The sequence below is a fragment of the Vibrio sp. MOR3 genome (assembly GCF_001557775.1).
Taxonomy (GTDB): Bacteria; Pseudomonadota; Gammaproteobacteria; order Enterobacterales; family Vibrionaceae; genus Vibrio; species Vibrio jasicida.
In genome coordinates this window covers 178,590-194,998 of sequence record NZ_LNRD01000011.1, presented here as the reverse complement: position 1 = coordinate 194,998, position 16,409 = coordinate 178,590, and the positions used below count along the sequence as shown (strand labels likewise).

General features: G+C 45.2%; 15 protein-coding genes. 11 read left to right on the top strand and 4 right to left on the bottom strand.

Annotated features, from left to right (window positions below; translation table 11 throughout):
* The first annotated feature begins 319 nt into the window (after nucleotides 1-319).
* Nucleotides 320-1,315, top strand: coding sequence for a transporter (locus ATB76_RS19705; RefSeq protein WP_038882253.1), 996 nt, complete (start codon nucleotides 320-322; stop codon nucleotides 1,313-1,315).
* Nucleotides 1,316-1,388: 73 nt separating this feature from the next.
* On the opposite strand, the gene ATB76_RS19700 is transcribed toward ATB76_RS19705, so the two are convergent.
* Genes ATB76_RS19700 through ATB76_RS19685 form a run of 4 tightly spaced genes read right to left on the bottom strand, consistent with a single transcriptional unit; the run spans nucleotide 1,389 to nucleotide 4,125 of the window.
* Nucleotides 1,389-1,955 carry a hypothetical protein gene (locus tag ATB76_RS19700; RefSeq protein WP_010643222.1) on the bottom strand — a complete coding sequence of 189 codons (567 nt, stop codon included), beginning with the start codon at nucleotides 1,953-1,955 and terminating at the stop codon, nucleotides 1,389-1,391.
* A 13-nt stretch (nucleotides 1,956-1,968) separates the two neighbouring features.
* Nucleotides 1,969-2,646 (bottom strand): C39 family peptidase, encoded by a 678-nt coding sequence (locus tag ATB76_RS19695; protein WP_005534088.1) that lies wholly within the window; start codon nucleotides 2,644-2,646, stop codon nucleotides 1,969-1,971.
* A gap of 8 nt (nucleotides 2,647-2,654) precedes the next feature.
* The gene (locus tag ATB76_RS19690) at nucleotides 2,655-2,978 is read right to left on the bottom strand and encodes a hypothetical protein (protein WP_038870446.1); all 324 of its coding nucleotides are present in this window, start codon (nucleotides 2,976-2,978) and stop codon (nucleotides 2,655-2,657) included.
* A 19-nt stretch (nucleotides 2,979-2,997) separates the two neighbouring features.
* Nucleotides 2,998-4,125: a hypothetical protein gene (locus tag ATB76_RS19685; RefSeq protein WP_038870445.1), complete on the bottom strand. Its 1,128-nt coding sequence runs from the start codon at nucleotides 4,123-4,125 to the stop codon at nucleotides 2,998-3,000.
* Nucleotides 4,126-4,699: 574 nt separating this feature from the next.
* On the opposite strand from ATB76_RS19685, the gene ATB76_RS19680 reads away from it, so the two are divergent.
* The 10 genes from ATB76_RS19680 (at nucleotide 4,700) to luxS (ending at nucleotide 16,401) form a co-directional block, all read left to right on the top strand.
* Nucleotides 4,700-5,341 carry a response regulator transcription factor gene (locus ATB76_RS19680; protein ID WP_038870444.1) on the top strand — a complete coding sequence of 214 codons (642 nt, stop codon included), beginning with the start codon at nucleotides 4,700-4,702 and terminating at the stop codon, nucleotides 5,339-5,341.
* Between the two features lie 467 nt (nucleotides 5,342-5,808).
* The gene (locus ATB76_RS19675) at nucleotides 5,809-6,066 is read left to right on the top strand and encodes an oxaloacetate decarboxylase subunit gamma (protein WP_038870443.1); all 258 of its coding nucleotides are present in this window, start codon (nucleotides 5,809-5,811) and stop codon (nucleotides 6,064-6,066) included.
* Between the two features lie 33 nt (nucleotides 6,067-6,099).
* Nucleotides 6,100-7,890 (top strand): sodium-extruding oxaloacetate decarboxylase subunit alpha, encoded by a 1,791-nt coding sequence (gene oadA, locus ATB76_RS19670; protein ID WP_061035982.1) that lies wholly within the window; start codon nucleotides 6,100-6,102, stop codon nucleotides 7,888-7,890.
* A 9-nt stretch (nucleotides 7,891-7,899) separates the two neighbouring features.
* Nucleotides 7,900-9,030 carry a sodium ion-translocating decarboxylase subunit beta gene (locus ATB76_RS19665; RefSeq protein WP_038870452.1) on the top strand — a complete coding sequence of 377 codons (1,131 nt, stop codon included), beginning with the start codon at nucleotides 7,900-7,902 and terminating at the stop codon, nucleotides 9,028-9,030.
* A gap of 146 nt (nucleotides 9,031-9,176) precedes the next feature.
* Nucleotides 9,177-10,127, top strand: coding sequence for an NADP-dependent oxidoreductase (locus tag ATB76_RS19660; protein WP_045420937.1), 951 nt, complete (start codon nucleotides 9,177-9,179; stop codon nucleotides 10,125-10,127).
* Nucleotides 10,121-10,582 (top strand): YqaA family protein, encoded by a 462-nt coding sequence (locus ATB76_RS19655; RefSeq protein ID WP_038870456.1) that lies wholly within the window; start codon nucleotides 10,121-10,123, stop codon nucleotides 10,580-10,582. The genes ATB76_RS19660 and ATB76_RS19655 overlap by 7 nt, the downstream gene beginning before the upstream one ends.
* A 9-nt stretch (nucleotides 10,583-10,591) precedes the next feature.
* A complete protein-coding gene (locus ATB76_RS19650) occupies nucleotides 10,592-13,435 on the top strand; it encodes a pitrilysin family protein (RefSeq protein ID WP_061035981.1) in 2,844 nt (947 codons plus the stop codon).
* 163 nt (nucleotides 13,436-13,598) lie between these two features.
* The gene (gene gshA / locus ATB76_RS19645) at nucleotides 13,599-15,167 is read left to right on the top strand and encodes a glutamate--cysteine ligase (protein WP_038878898.1); all 1,569 of its coding nucleotides are present in this window, start codon (nucleotides 13,599-13,601) and stop codon (nucleotides 15,165-15,167) included.
* 19 nt (nucleotides 15,168-15,186) lie between these two features.
* On the top strand, nucleotides 15,187-15,792 hold the full coding sequence (locus ATB76_RS19640) for a hypothetical protein (RefSeq protein ID WP_164492027.1): 606 nt from the start codon (nucleotides 15,187-15,189) through the stop codon (nucleotides 15,790-15,792).
* Between the two features lie 90 nt (nucleotides 15,793-15,882).
* Nucleotides 15,883-16,401, top strand: coding sequence for an S-ribosylhomocysteine lyase (gene luxS / locus ATB76_RS19635; protein ID WP_038870464.1), 519 nt, complete (start codon nucleotides 15,883-15,885; stop codon nucleotides 16,399-16,401).
* Nucleotides 16,402-16,409 lie beyond the last annotated feature (8 nt).

Here is a 16,409-nt window from a genome sequence, read left to right as displayed (position 1 = left end):
AAAAATAGCACCTAGTTGCTTTGGGGCTTTTAAGGATAATCTGGCGCGGATATCATCGTGGAGCGGGAAGTTAATGTTCCCAACGTGGACTCCGAATACATTAGCGCAAACCAACTCCGTTATTACTAAATTGTAGTTGCAATAACGGGGCGGACCATACATTTTTTGTATCTGAGAACTGGCCCCTTTCTTATCGATACTGTCCTCAGTCATTCCAGCGTTTCTGTTTTAAGATTGTGCGACTTCTTGCCATCAACTCATTGCTAAACCTTCAGATCTAACCTAATCGTTTATAACCGCCACAAGAAAGGATTACTCGATGTTAGGGAAGACTCTGATTGGCTGCACTCTTGGGTTGGTATGTGTAGCTCAAACCGCAAATAGCTCGGAAGGCGATGATATTCCTCAACGGGCTCAGACCGTCAGTGATGTTATAGACCGCCCAGGAGTGCTCACGCCGCGAGGACAGTGGTCATTCGACACATCACTCAGCTACACGCAAAACTCTTCAAATAAAGTCTCTGTGGTTGGTTATACCGTGTTACCAACATTGATCGTGGGACGAATTGAGGTCAGTGATGCTGATAGAACTACAGTTACGGTTGGCTTAACCGCTCGCTATGGTTTGACCAACGCTACGGAATTGGAGGTTCGGTTGCCCTACGTTTATCGAAACGACCAGATTGCAACGCGCCCTATTCAGGACGGTTCGAATGCTGACGTGGTCAATACAACAATCGATGGTGGCGGGATGGGAGATGTTGAGCTTGCGATTCGCCACCAGTTTAATTTTGATAGTGCACCTTATTGGGTCGGTGGTTTAAGAGTCAAATCCGATACTGGGCGTTCGCCTTACGATGTTTCTATAGACGAAGGCAGTAATTCCTTTAGTGATGTGCCGACGGGATCTGGTTTTTGGAGTTTTGAACCCAACATTTCAATGATCTACCCAACAGACCCAGCGGTGCTGTATGCAAGCCTGAGCTACATCTATAACTTGGAAGAGAATGTTACTGTTGGAGATACCAAAGCAGACGTTGATCTTGGTGATACCATTGCGTTAGCGGGAGGGATGGGCTTTGCCGTCAATCCAGACTTGTCTTTTTCGTTAGGGTTAAGCCACAAAACGATTTTGAAAAGTAAAGTGAACGGCAGCTCGGCTGATGACGCGAAGTTACTTCAATTGGATGCACTGACGTTTGGTGTTAATTATGCCTTTAGCCCTAGAGCATCGCTCAACGTAAGTGCGCAAGCTGGATTAACCGAAGATACCCCAGATTTTCAATTAACGATTCGTGTGCCATTTAATCTGTAGTAGATGAATACAGAGGAATTTAAGGGTTGTTGTGATGACAGCCCCTTTTTGTACAAGCGCTTCTTGTGGGCAATTATTGGAGGTGATTCAACAGTGCGTCTTCTAGTTGCTGGTTTGCACGAATTTGTTGCATTACGCCACTCACTTGCGCATCGATGTCGACCAGTGTACTTAAACCAATCACACTGTTATCTGTGGTGTTTTGAATGATGTTGATGATGCTGGAATTGATGAATTCTGAGCTAATGATATTTGGTTGATTCGGGTTCGTCACATCTGGTGAGTTTGCGCGGTTATCACTTATAAAGTTGCCTTCGCCAAATTGAATGATGTTGACGATGCCTTGATCGAGAGGGTTACCTAGACCATCTGAGCTATTGCTGCCGCTAATATTGGTAAGGTGGCCATTCTCAATAACTAAATTGGCAATGGTGGTATTTAGGATATCTTGTCCATTGATTGTGGTGGTAATACTTAATCCGATGTTGATGATGTAATCGTCAGTGACTTGAAAGCCACCACGAAGTTCGGACAACGAATTCGGTGGAAGTGGGGTTAACCCCGTTAGATCCACTTCATTCGCTAGAGAAAGTGTCGAAGTCAAAACACCGCATGTCAGAATCCACTTAGATAGCCTCATAACCACACCTCATCTAGTTCTCTCCAGCGACGGGGAGCGTAATGCTAAACACACCGAGAGAATCTCTTTGCACACCGCTTTCTAGGGGAGAGGAATGATAAATAGCAAACTTATCGTCAGTAATAAAACCAGATCGACCAACTTCAGCTTCGTTACGGATTAGAAGCACAATCCCTTGATAGTATTTCTGGAACTCTTCGTATTTCATGATCATGGTGCCCCGAGATGGATCGCCTAAGATCACGGAGTCTGCGTTCATTCCTCTGATCACCACGAAGTGCATGTAACCATCAAAATTGACGAGTGTGATCCCTGGGACCCCTACATTGCGAATCTTTTCTAATCCTACTTGAAAGCCGTCTGAGTTAAGTCCAATGGAATCGAGGTAAACTTTCATGTCTAGTAGTGAAAAGCCTTTCTCTTTGATCTTCTTTTTATCTCCCTTGTCGTACATGCTTTTAAAAATATCTTGTTCTGACGAAGGGGTTTGATAGTGATAGGTCAATAGAGAGGCTAGTGCTGCTGAACCACAACTGAAATCATACTGTTGACGAAATACATCACCAAATACGATTTCTTTGTAGCTTTTAACAGGTACAGAAAAATGTCCCCGATGAGGGAGAAACTCCAATGAATTGGCTGAAGCTGACAGAGCCAGCAACAGCCAAGGTAAGTTTTGCCAAACTTTCATATCAATATTTACTTGAGTGTCAGGTTAACGACGGTTGAGTTCTGGATTAGAACGTTGTTACCAGTATTCTGAATCACGCTCGATATCCCTGAACTGTCTGCGAACGCTCCTGGTGAGAGTATGTTGTTTCCGCTCACGGTATTGGTCGCTACGTTATCTGAAGAAATGCCATCTACATCTGATTCTGCATAAACAAGGTCTAGCTCAACATTCTGGCCACCTCGTGCTTCATTCATTGTTTCTAGACTGACACTTTCATCAGATAACGTTATGTCTTCTGCGTGTGCGGAAAAAGCAACTATCATACCCAAGGTACACAGTGCCAAACGCATCGCTTTCTCCTAGCTTCCTTTACTCACCACCGGTAAACACACTGGCATTGGTAGCAACAGACTGTTGAATCAGTGAGTTCGCTCCGGCATTTTGTGCCACAGTTGTAATACCCGCAGCACTATCTAAACCGCCAAGGTTATTCACGTTTTCAACTTTCACTTTTGCGTCTTTCTCTCCTGCATCGTAAGTGACCGATGCTGAGTGAACTTGCCCCATCACTTCCGAGTTTGCTACGACCATATCTGTATCCATGTTGATTTGGTTGAAGCTGTCCGTGTTAGTTGTGCTTGAGTCACTGTTGTCGTTGTAGCTATCGTTTGTGCTGCTATCGCTGTTGTCGTTCGCGTAGCTTCGGTTATCGCTTTGATCACGATTATCACTTTGATCACGATTGTCCGAGTTATTGTCAGCGTAACTACGGTTGTCACTATTGTCGTTGTTGCTGTCATTAACGCTTGAATCACTGTTATCGTTGTTACTACGACGAGTGGTTGTGCTTGAATCACTATTGTCGTTATTACTACGTGTAGTGTTCATGCTGGAATCAGAGTTGTCGTTTGCGTAACTACTGCTGTTGTCGCTGCTATCGCTTTGGTCACGGTTATCTGATTGATCTCGGTAGTCTGCTTGGTCACGGTTATCGCTGTTGTCGTTGTAACTGCCATTCGTACTTGAGTTGGAGTTATCGTTCGCATAGCTACTGCTGTTGTCATTATTGCTTTGGTTGGTACTCGCGTTGTGGTCACTGTTGTCGTTGTTACTACGCGTGGTGTTCATGCTTGAATCTGAATTGTCATTCGCATTGTTGGTACTACTGTTATTGTAGCTACCGTTAGTACTTGCATTGCTACTGTCGCTGTTATCACTGTTGTCGTTGTTACTCCGAGTCGTGTTCATGCTTGAATCAGAACTGTCGTTCGCATTATTCGTACTGTTGTTGTTGTAACTACGATTTGTATTTGCATCAGCACTGCTGGCGTCATTTGTGCTGCTGTTCGTTTGTGTAGTGGTTTGTGTTGCCGTGTTTGCGCTGTTCGTCCATTGCTTATTGTCATCGCCATCATCAATACCGTTAGCAGCTAATACTGAACCACTAAAAAGAATCGCTGACATTGCGATAGCAAGCCCTGTTTTGTTAAGAGTCATGTTGATTACTCCATTTCCTGATATTTCCTAATTAAAAATGACTGCACGTAAACTTCTTGCTGCCTCGTTAACTGCGGAAGCGAGAGAATTATAGGTAAGGGTTTTTGTGGGCGTTTCTTATGAATGAGAAAACTATCAGTAGTGAGTAAAATGAAGAATAGAAGCTAGTTGGCTTACTGATAAAAGCTAATTTTTATCATCAACTTAGTGAGAATAGCTCTCATTAGGGTGCTTCAAGTATGAAAATATCTGACTAATAAGGCTGAAAAAGTAGGTTTTTGCTCATCAGATGACTCAGCCTAAAATTCCAGCGGTTAAGTCGATGTTTAGACCCCTGAATTGAAGGTGTTAGTAAGAACAAGCAGTTAAATTAGGTTGGGTGGAAAGGTGTCGTCTCTACATTTAAAAATGCTCAATCCTTTTGGTTATTTTATGTCGTAGGTGTGCCCGTAAAGTCAGCCTGAACTGCTATATTTTCTCTATTGATAATTTTATTGATCATCAATGTGGTGATCAGAAAACACTGGCACATGGAGGTAGGTAGTAAAGGTGTCAGCAAACAGTGGTGGATACTATGGGAACCAAACATCTTCTCCTTCTAGCGGAGAATAATCTTCAAACCAGTTTAATAGAGGGGCAATTATCAATCGCACCTGATGTAAAAGTCAGAACGTGTTTACCAGAAGAGGCCGTCTTTCGCAGTCATACCATGAGCATCGATCTTGTGTTTATTGACTATGACTTTATGAGGCGACTTGAATCCAGAGGTTTGCTCCCGGATTTTGATTTATTCGGTTGGCCGCTAATGATTCACAACGTGCCAAGCGAGAGCGTTGAAAATGAATTGTTGCGATGGAAGCTACTTAAAGGCATTTTGCTACAAAGTGCTTCTGTGTCCCACATAAGCGAGAGTGTGGAATATATATTTCAAGGAGGATTGTGGTTACCAAGGGTGTATTTAGAAACGTTAATCAACAACTACCGACACTCGAATGTTTCGATGGAATGCCAACATGATTCGCTAACCAGTCGTGAGAGGCAAATTTTAGAGTTGCTGGCTTATGGAATATCAAACCAGCAGATCGCTTCACAGTTGTTTTTGTCAGAGAGTACGGTGAAAAGCCATATCTATAAGTTGTACAAGAAACTGGATGTACATTGCCGTCATGATGCTATCAAGATAGTGCGGATGAACGGGGGGTTAACCGCACAATAAGTACTCAAAAAAGAATGCGTAAATAATCATAAGCTCATTCAAGAGCGGCTAGTTTAACAACCCGAGGGGCAAACCTTTGCTCGTATCACCTTATTCGCATTTTACTTTTGGTGTGATTACTTAAGAAATAAATTGTAAACCAGTTGTTTTAATTTGGTTAAATCGATATAGGTTTCTGTTTTTATTTTATTTTCTGCCTTCATTTAGATTGATTTTTTGAAATGCCAATCGCAGTTTTTATAATCACTTTAATTTAGTGTGGTTATAAGTTAAACATTCTTATGTTCAACGATGATTTTCTCTCGAATTGTGATCTGGGTAGTGAATAAATAATCAATATTAAAGATTAATTAAAAGCTTCCTTAAACAAAATTGACAAAATTTAACCAATCGAGATAATTCATTGGTCGGGATTTGACGCTATTAGAGTCCTGCGCATTGTCAGGATGACAAAGAAAGGAAGCAACATGACGAATATAGGAAGCCTGCTAGTAGATGCGGCCACCCTGATGCTAACAGGGATGGCGGTCGTATTTATTTTCCTCACCATTCTAGTTTATCTCGTTCGGCTTTTGTCGAGATTGGTACCAGAAGAAGTACCTGAGCCGATCGCAGCACCAAAAACACGCACCAACGTTCAATCAACCTCTTCAGCTGTTAGTCCACAAGTAGTGGCGGCGATTTCGGCGGCGATTCATAAACATCGCGCCTCTGTCGCGAAGTAGCCGAAAGATAGGATTAAAAAGGAGTTTAAGAGCATGTCTAAACCACTAGCTATTACGGATGTGGTCCTTCGTGACGCCCATCAATCACTGTTTGCTACGCGTATGCGTATCGAAGATATGCTGCCTATCGCAGCGGAATTGGACAAAGTTGGTTACTGGTCATTAGAGACCTGGGGTGGCGCAACTTTTGATTCTTGTATTCGATTTCTGGGAGAAGACCCATGGGAGCGTCTACGTGAGTTAAAAAAAGCAATGCCAAACACGCCGATGCAAATGCTACTTCGTGGTCAAAACCTTTTAGGATACCGCCATTATGCTGATGACGTAGTAGAGAAGTTTGTTGAGCGTGCACACGTTAACGGAATGGATGTGTTCCGTATTTTCGACGCAATGAATGACGTACGAAACTTTCAAACGGCTGTTAAGGCTGCTGTGGATGTTGGTGCACATGCTCAGGGTACGCTGTCTTACACGACCAGCCCAGTGCATAACACAGAGACGTGGGTGGATTTAGCAAAACGCTTAGAAGACCTCGGTTGTCACTCTCTGTGTATCAAAGACATGTCTGGTTTGCTCAAGCCTTATGAAGCAGAAGAGCTGATCACTCGCATCAAAGCATCCTGTGATGTGCCACTAGCGCTTCACTGTCATGCAACGACGGGGTTATCAACCGCGACTGCTGTGAAGGCCGTAGAAGCCGGAATTGATATCCTTGATACCGCGATCTCTTCAATGAGTTGTACTTATGGCCATACGCCGACAGAAACTGTGGTAGCGATGTTGCAAGGTACAGAGCGTGATACCAACTTAAAACTGGACCAAATTGAGCCTATTGCGGCTTACTTCCGTGAAGTGCGCAAGAAGTATGCGAAATGGGAAGGGCAATTGAAAGGGGTGGATTCTCGTATCCTCATTGCTCAGGTTCCTGGTGGCATGTTAACCAACATGGAAGGCCAACTTAAAGAACAAGGGGCGGCAGACCGTCTTGATGAAGTTCTGGAAGAGATCCCACGCGTGCGTGAAGATCTTGGCTTTATTCCCCTAGTAACACCAACCTCACAGATTGTCGGCACCCAAGCCGTTATTAACGTGCTGACAGGTGAACGTTATAAGAGCATCACGAAAGAAACTGCAGGCTTATTAAAAGGTGAATACGGTGCAGCACCTGCCGCATTGAACGCCGACCTGCAAGCAAAAGTTCTTGATGGAAAAGAGGCGATCACGTGTCGTCCTGCTGATCTATTGAAACCTGAAATGGAGACGCTTACTGTCGATTTGATGGAGAAAGCACAGTCTGATGGTATCAAGTTGGCAAGTGAGCGTGTGGATGACGTATTGACGTATGCTTTGTTCCCTCAAGTTGGTCTCAAATTCCTTAAGAACCGTGACAACCCAGATGCGTTTGAACCTGCTCCAACGCTAGAGTCAGCGAAACCAGCAGCTCCGGTAGCGCCAGTAGCAACCGGTGGTGTTGAGACTTATAGCGTTCGTGTGGATGGCCAAGTGTACGAAGTGGAAGTCGGCCCACAAGGACAGCTGGCGTCTGTTACTCCAAATGTTTCAACAGCTCCAGTACAACCAAGTGCTCCCGTAGCTCCAGCAAATACTTCTGCGGAAGCAGTACCGGCACCGCTTGCCGGTAACATCTTTAAAGTGAATGTTCAGCCAGGCGCTGAAGTTTCTGAAGGGGATGTTCTGCTTATCTTAGAAGCGATGAAGATGGAAACCGAAGTTCGTGCGGCTCGTGGTGGCGTAGTGCAAGAGCTGAATGTGAAAGAAGGTGATGCCGTTACTGTTGGTTCACCGCTTCTGAGCTTAGCATAAGGGAGTATCATGGACGGATTGATGACCTTATGGTCAGAAACAGGGATCGCGAACTTTGAGTTCGGCCAAATCTGTATGATGTTGGTTGGTTGTGCACTGCTGTTTTTGGCGATCAAAAAAGGCTTTGAGCCATTGTTGCTATTGCCTATTGGTTTTGGTGCCATCTTGGCTAACATTCCAAATGCAGGCTTTACTGACCCAGGTGGCTTGCTTTACTACGTGTATTACATCGGGATCGAATCAGGTGTCTTCCCACTATTGATCTTCATGGGTGTCGGTGCGATGACGGACTTTGGTGCCTTAATTGCGAACCCGAAAACGTTGTGGTTAGGGGCCGCTGCTCAGTTTGGTATTTTTGCGACACTATTTGGCGCGATTTTACTTAACTACGTTCCTGGTATGGAATTCTCCATGGCTGATGCATCGTCTATCGCCATCATTGGTGGTGCAGATGGACCTACGGCGATTTTCTTAGCAAGTAAACTGTCTCCGGACCTACTTGGTGCGATTGCCGTTGCGGCATACAGCTACATGGCGTTGGTGCCGATTATTCAGCCTCCGATCATGAAAGCACTTACGACCAAAGAAGAGCGTCAAATTAAAATGGCTCAACTGCGTCATGTCGGTAAGTGGGAAAAAGTACTGTTCCCACTTGCTGTGTTGCTGATGACAATTCTATTCCTGCCATCGGCTACACCTTTGGTTGGTATGTTCTGTTTAGGCAATTTGATGCGCGAAGCGGGTGTAGTGGATCGTTTATCCAAAACCGCTCAAAACGAGCTGATCAACATCGTGACCATCTTCTTAGGTCTTGGTGTCGGCTCTAAACTGCAAGCTGAACAGTTTTTGAATCTAGAAACACTTGGCATTCTGGGTTTAGGCGCAGTGGCATTCAGTATAGGTACTGGTGCAGGTGTTCTGATGGCGAAGCTTCTCAACAAGTTCTCGAAAGAAGACATCAACCCACTTATCGGTGCTGCGGGTGTTTCTGCGGTACCAATGGCAGCTCGTGTTGTGAACAAAGTTGGCTTAGAAGCGAACCCACAAAACTTCCTGTTGATGCATGCGATGGGGCCAAACGTAGCCGGTGTACTTGGTTCCGCAGTCGCGGCTGGTATCTTGTTAGCGCTAGTAGGCTAATCGTCTTGTTCGATTTTTGGTGGATACGCTACGACATAGAATTATCCACCAATTTACAAATTGACGATTAACTTCGGTAAACAAAATGGTTTATAGTCAAAGGGATGCTTTCGCATCCCTTTTTGTTTTCTCGCAGGGAATGGGCTATGGAACACAAACAGATAGTGATTACTAAGTTTGGCGATGCAGACGTTCTCGCCATTCAAACCGCACCAACACCCTCACCTCAAAAGGGTGAAATCCTCATAAAAGTCGCCTATTCAGGCATTAATCCTATCGACGTGAAAACGCGCGCGGGGTTAGGTTGGGCGGCCGCACAAAATAAAGATAACCTTCCTTGGGTTCCGGGGTATGACGTTTCTGGCAAAGTGGCGTCTTGTGGGGAAGGGACGTCACGTTTTGAAGTCGGGGACGAGGTTGCTGGTTTCATTGGATTTCCAGCTCGTGGTGGTGGTTACAGCCAATACCTTTGTGTTCCTGAGTCAGCTCTTAGCCGTATTCCCAATTCAGTAACTTTAGAAGCTGCGGCTGCACTTCCTCTGGCAGGGCAAACGGCGGCTCAAGCATTAAGCAAGGCTAATGTTACTGAAGGCGACCGAGTGTTGATTCTTGCTGGTGCAGGCGGTGTTGGCCACATAGCGGTACAAATCGCCGTAGCAACCAAAGCCGAAGTCTTTACCACCTGCAGTGAGCGGAATTTAGACTACCTCGCAACGCTGGGAGCACATGCAGTGAACTATCAATTTGCGCCAGTGTCAGAACGTGTTGAAGATGTGGATGTGTTGATCGATCTTGTCGGTGGTGACGCCGCTTTAGATGCTCTGAAATGTTTGACTGATAACGCCCGAGTGATCACCGTTCCGACCATAACGGCTGAGTTGATTTGTGAGAAAGCAAAACTGCTTGGTTTTGATGCTAGTGGCATGCTGGTGGAGCCGGATCGTGAGCAGCTCGACACCTTACTTTATATGGTGGGGGTTGGTCTGCTAAAAACAGAAATTCAACATGTTTATCCGATGAACGAGGTTGTGGATGCCCACCGACAAGTTGAATCCGGACGGACACGAGGCAAGGTATTGCTTGATATGACATGCTAGAGGCATTTAATGCAGCCTTTGAAAATTTAGCACTATGGTTTTCTGACTCCGCATTATGGGTGTTGTTCATTACTGGATTTCTTAGCGCTACCCTCTTGCCGGGGGGCTCTGAAGCTGGATTGATCGCGACCCTCTCGTTAAACCAGTATTCCGCTACTTCCATCATTATTGTCGCCACGATTGGTAACACGCTTGGTGGATTGACCAACTATTGGCTTGGGCTTTGGATTCCAAATAAGACAAAAGATGAAAAACACGGCCATACGGCACTTAAATGGCTGTCCAAGTATGGATATTGGGGATTGTTCTTTAGCTGGTTACCAGTGATTGGTGACCCGCTATGTTTAGCGGCAGGATGGTTAAGGATGAAATTTCTGCCGTGTATGGTTTTGATATTTTTAGGCAAAGCAGCAAGGTACTCCTTGTTAGCCGCCATCTATCTCGGTTTATTTTAAGGAAAGCGCATGAGAATGTTTTGGGTAAGCGCGTGCTCACTGTTGGTGATCACGGGCTGTGCATCAAACGCCCCAGTATCATCATTGCCTGATGGGGTTACTTTCGTCGAAGCGTCGAAAGCAGAAGAAGGCAAAGTTAAAATTCCATACCAGAAGTATCAACTAGACAACGGTTTAACGGTGATTCTGGCACCAGAGGATTCCGATCCACTTGTGCACGTTGATGTGACATACCATGTTGGTTCTGCACGAGAAGAAATTGGTAAATCTGGTTTTGCTCACTTCTTCGAACACATGATGTTTCAAGGTTCAGAGAACGTTGGTGACCAGCAACACTTTAAGATCATTACTGAAGCGGGTGGTACTTTAAATGGTACAACTAACCGTGATCGCACTAACTACTTTGAAACTGTCCCTGCTAACCAACTTGAGAAAATGCTGTGGTTAGAATCGGACCGCATGGGCTTTTTGCTTGATGCCGTTTCGCAACACAAGTTCGAGATCCAGCGCTCAACAGTAAAAAATGAACGAGCCCAGCGCTACGACAACCGTCCGTATGGTTTGATTTGGGAGCGTATGGCTGAAGCGCTTTATCCTGAAGGTCATCCATATTCATGGCAAACCATTGGCTATGTGGAAGATCTCGATCGTGTTGACGTGAACGATCTGAAAGCCTTCTTCTTGCGTTGGTACGGTCCAAACAATGCAGTGGTGACGATTGGTGGTGATATTGATGTTGAACAGACGCTTGAGTGGGTGAACAAATACTTTGGCTCTATCCCTCGCGGCCCTGAGGTCGATAATGCGCCGAAACAACCAGCGAAGCTGGCAGAGAGTAAGTTCATCACGCTGGAGGACCGAATCCAACAGCCAATGGTAATGATTGCTTGGCCAACCACTTACAGCGGTGAAGCAAGCCAAACTTCGTTAGACACACTTTCTAACGTATTAGGCAGCGGCACCAACAGTGTGCTCTACCAAGATTTAGTGAAAACACAAAAAGCAGTGGATGCGGGTGCATTCCATGATTGTGCTGAGCTGTCTTGTAACTTCTATGTTTACGCGATGGGCGATTCTGGTGACAAAGGGGACCTGTCAAAGCTTTATGATGAATTAATGGTATCGCTGAACAAGTTTGCGAAAGATGGCGTGACAAAAGACCGTCTTGACCAACTAAAAGGTCAAGAAGAAGCGAATGCGATCTTTGCGCTGGAAAGTGTTAAAGGCAAGGTGACGCAACTTGCTTCCAACCAAACGTTCTTTGGCCAGCCTGATTTAATTGAGAAACAGCTTGAGCAGATCCGTGCAGTAACACCAGAATCAGTAGAAAAAGCTTACAGCGACTTTATCCAAGGGAAGAACAAAGTTACTTTGAGTGTGGTGCCAAGAGGGAAAACAGAATTGGCAGTGAAACCTGCTACATTTGTCACCCCAAAACGCACATTACCTGAATACCAAAAGATCACGGATGACCAGTTAGCCTACCGTCGTGCGACTGACAACTTCGATCGTTCTGTTCAGCCTCCGGTTGGTGATCCAGTCGAAGCAACCATGCCCAAGCTTTACGACATCCATTTCAATAATGGTTCAGAGTTACTTGGTACGGTGAGCAATGAAACGCCAACCATGATGATGCAGTTCAGTCTCCCGGCAGGGACGCGTTTTGTTGAAGAAGGCAAGGAAGGTCTGGCACAGCTGACCGCTGCGATGCTGCAAGAAGGCACAACGCAACACAGTGTGGAAGAGATTCAAGCTGAGCTTGATAAATTAGGTAGTGTTATCTCTGTTGATGCGACGGGCTATACGACTGACATCAGTGTGTCCTCACTAGAGAAAAACCTAGCACCAACACTCAAGATTGTTGAAGAGATGTTGTTGTCGCCTGCATTTAAAGAAGAAGACTTTGAACGAGTGAAAATGCAAGCGTTAGAAGGCTTAGTTTACGAACATCAAAAACCGAGCTGGATGGCCGCGCAAGCCAGCCGCCAAGTTTTGTACGGTGATTCAGCTTTTGCTCGTCCAAAAGAAGGCACCAAGGCCGGAGTAAAGGCGCTAACACTAGACGATGTTCGAGACTTCTATGCGAAGCACTATACACCGCAAGGAGCGCAGATCATTGCGGTGGGCGATATCAATAAAGCAGACGTAGAAAAACAACTGACGTTTTGGTCTAACTGGAAAGCAGAAGCTGCACCGTTGTATTCTCCGCAAAAAGTAACCCCTTTGGGTAAGCAACAAATTCACCTAGTGGATAAGCCTGGAGCGCCACAAAGTGTCGTGATGCTCGTACGCCAAGGTATGCCTTACGATGCGACTGGTGATTTTTTCCTAGGTCAGCTAGCGAACTTTAATCTGGCGGGTAACTTCAATAGCCGTATCAACCAAAACCTTCGTGAAGACAAAGGCTACACTTATGGTGCTTATGGTTATTTCTCCGGTAATGCGGAAACTGGCTCGGTTGTTTTCACTGCACAAGTGCGTGCGGATTCAACGGTTGCGTCTATTATCGAGATGGAGAATGAGTTGAACGAGTTCTCACAATCGGGCATGACTGACGATGAATTGAAATTTATGCGCCAAGCGGTCGGTCAAAAAGATGCGCTGAAATATGAGACGCCAACACAGAAAGCGAAACTCATCAGTGATATTTTGAAATACGACTTAGATAAAGACTATTTACAGCAACGAAACGCTATTGTTGAGAAAGTTGATAAGCAGACTCTCAACGCTCTAGCCGAAAAATGGTTTGACCCGAACGACTATCAAATCGTGGTTGTCGGGGATGCAAAATCCCTTCGCCCTCAACTAGAAAAGTTAGGGAAAGACGTGGAAGAGCTTGAAATCATTCGATAGAGTACACATTTAATAGCGGAGAGGAGACTCTCCGCTATTCGTTTCTAACTAGATAAATGACTTTTTGATGGGTTATTTATCTAGATGGATTATATATCAATAACTTAGCTTTCACTTGCCATGCTTGGCGAGTGTCCTGCTCCCAATATAAGCGAACCTCATTTTGACTGATTTTGCTGCGCGACTAAAACAAGTTGCATCAAACCCAGAAGTATTTAAGCAGTTTGGACGCGGTGTTGAGCGAGAAACTTTGCGCTATCGTCAGGATGGACACCTAGCAACAACACCTCATCCAGAGGGTTTGGGCTCAGCGTTCACAAACAAATGGATCACGACAGACTTTTCAGAATCTCTACTGGAATTCATTACGCCTGTATCACATGATATCCCTGAATTGATCGGGCAGTTGAAAGACATCCATCACTTCACTCAAACCAAAATGGGTGAAGAGAAAATGTGGCCACTTTCGATGCCATGTTATGTAGGCACTGAAGATGATATTCAGCTAGCTCAATATGGCTCATCAAACTCAGCAAAAATGAAAACGCTTTACCGTGAAGGTTTAAAACGCCGCTACGGTAGCTTAATGCAAATTATCTCGGGGGTGCACTTCAACTTCTCTTTCCCTGAATCGTTCTGGGATGCACTACATGGAGAGCAAGATGAAGAAGCTCGCCAAGAAACAAAATCCGCAGCGTACTTTGCTCTAATCCGTAACTACTACCGTTTTGGTTGGATGATCCCGTACTTCTTTGGAGCGTCACCAGCATTGTGTGGCTCGTTCATTCAAGGACGTGAAACTGATCTGCCATTTGAGAAAATTGGCGGGACGCTTTTCTTACCAAAAGCAACCTCTCTGCGTCTGAGTGATCTCGGTTACACCAACAGCGCGCAAAGCGTGCTTAAGATTGGCTTTAACAGCATTGAACAGTATCTTGAAGGCTTAAGTGACGCTATTCGTCGTCCATCGGATGAGTTTGCAGAGATTGGTGTGAAAGTGGATGGCGAATACCGTCAATTGAACTCAAACATTCTGCAAATTGAGAACGAGCTATACGCTCCAATTCGCCCTAAGCGTGTAACGCAAAGTGGTGAAAAACCATCTGAAGCTCTGACACGAGCGGGTGTTGAATACATTGAAGTCCGTTCTTTAGACGTAAACCCATTCAGTGCGGTTGGCGTGAGTGAGGAACAAGTTCGATTCTTGGACCTATTCCTAACATGGGCAGCGCTTTCTGACTCTGACCCTATGGATAACTGCGAGCTTGAATGCTGGCGTGATAACTGGAACAAAGTTATTGTTTCTGGTCGTGAGAAAGGTTTGATGCTGCAAATTGGTTGCCAAGGCGAACGTTTATCTCTGCAAGATTGGGCGCACAGTGTATTCGCTGATCTTCGTCAGATTGCGGTTGAAATGGACACCGCGACTGGTGGTAATGCGTACCAAGCGGTTTGCGACAAACTGGAGTCTTGGATTGACGAGCCTGAGCTTACTATCTCTGGTCAATTGCTTGAGCTGACCAAAGAGCACGGCGGTTTGGGTAAAGTGGGTTGTGCGCTTGGTATGAAGTTCCGCGAAGAAAATCTAGCACATAGCTATGAGCAATACTCGGCAGATGCGATGGAAACTGAAGTCGCGACATCGGTAGAGAAACAAAAACAAGCAGAGCAAAGTGACACGTTATCCTTTGATGACTTCTTAGAAGATTACTTTGCTTATCTAAAACAATAATCAGCAGTAAGGGCAGGGATTGGACATTAAGCCGTTAGTGGTGTCTGTGCTTGGAAGCGTAATGTTAGCCGGTTGTGCGACAGCGCCCCCAAAGCAACAAGACAACCTATGTGAAATATTCCGAGAAAAATCTGGTTGGTATGAAGATGCCAAAGACATGGAAGAAGAGTGGGGTACGCCGATAAACGTGGCGATGGCGATCATCAAGCAAGAAAGTAGCTTTCGTCATGACGCTCGACCACCAAAGGATTACGTTCTCGGCTTTATTCCATGGGGGCGCGTAAGTAGCGCTTACGGTTATGCTCAAGCTCAAGACCCTGCTTGGGAAGATTTTCAAGATGCGACGGGTCAAGGTGGTTCACGTACTAACTTCGACGACTCAATGATGTTTGTCGGTTGGTATACCCATGAGACTCGTCGTCAATTAGGCATCTCATTGTGGGATCCTTACAAGCAGTACCTTGCTTATCATGAAGGACGTGGTGGATATAAGCGCGGAACCTATAATAGCAAGCCAAGCTTGTTAAAGGTTGCAAGACGCGTTGAGCAAACCGCAAAGACTTATGGCTGGCAGCTGAAGCAATGTCGTCAGGAACTAGAAGACAACAGCAGCTGGTTCTTTTAACCCCCTAACGAATTCATTTGGACTGGGGGAATGAATAGAAATCAATGCCAATACTCTTGAGTATTGGTCGTTACAATCAGGAGAGATGTAATGCCTTTATTAGACAGTTTTACCGTAGACCACACTCGCATGAATGCACCTGCAGTACGAGTGGCTAAAACGATGCAAACCCCTAAAGGGGATACCATCACGGTATTCGACTTGCGCTTTACTGCCCCGAACAAAGACATCCTTTCTGAGCGAGGAATTCACACGCTAGAGCACTTGTATGCGGGCTTTATGCGCAATCATCTAAATGGTGAAAGTGTTGAGATTATTGATATTTCACCAATGGGCTGTCGTACAGGTTTTTACATGAGTCTAATCGGTACGCCTTCAGAGCAGCAAGTGGCTGACGCTTGGATTGCAGCAATGGAAGACGTATTGAAAGTAGAAAACCAAAACAAGATTCCTGAGCTGAACGAGTACCAATGTGGTACAGCGGCAATGCACTCTCTGGATGAAGCGAAGCAAATTGCAAAGAACATTCTAGAAGCGGGGGTTGCGGTGAATAAGAATGATGAGCTGGCACTACCAGAATCAATGCTGAAAGAGCTACGTATCGACTAACTTAGCTT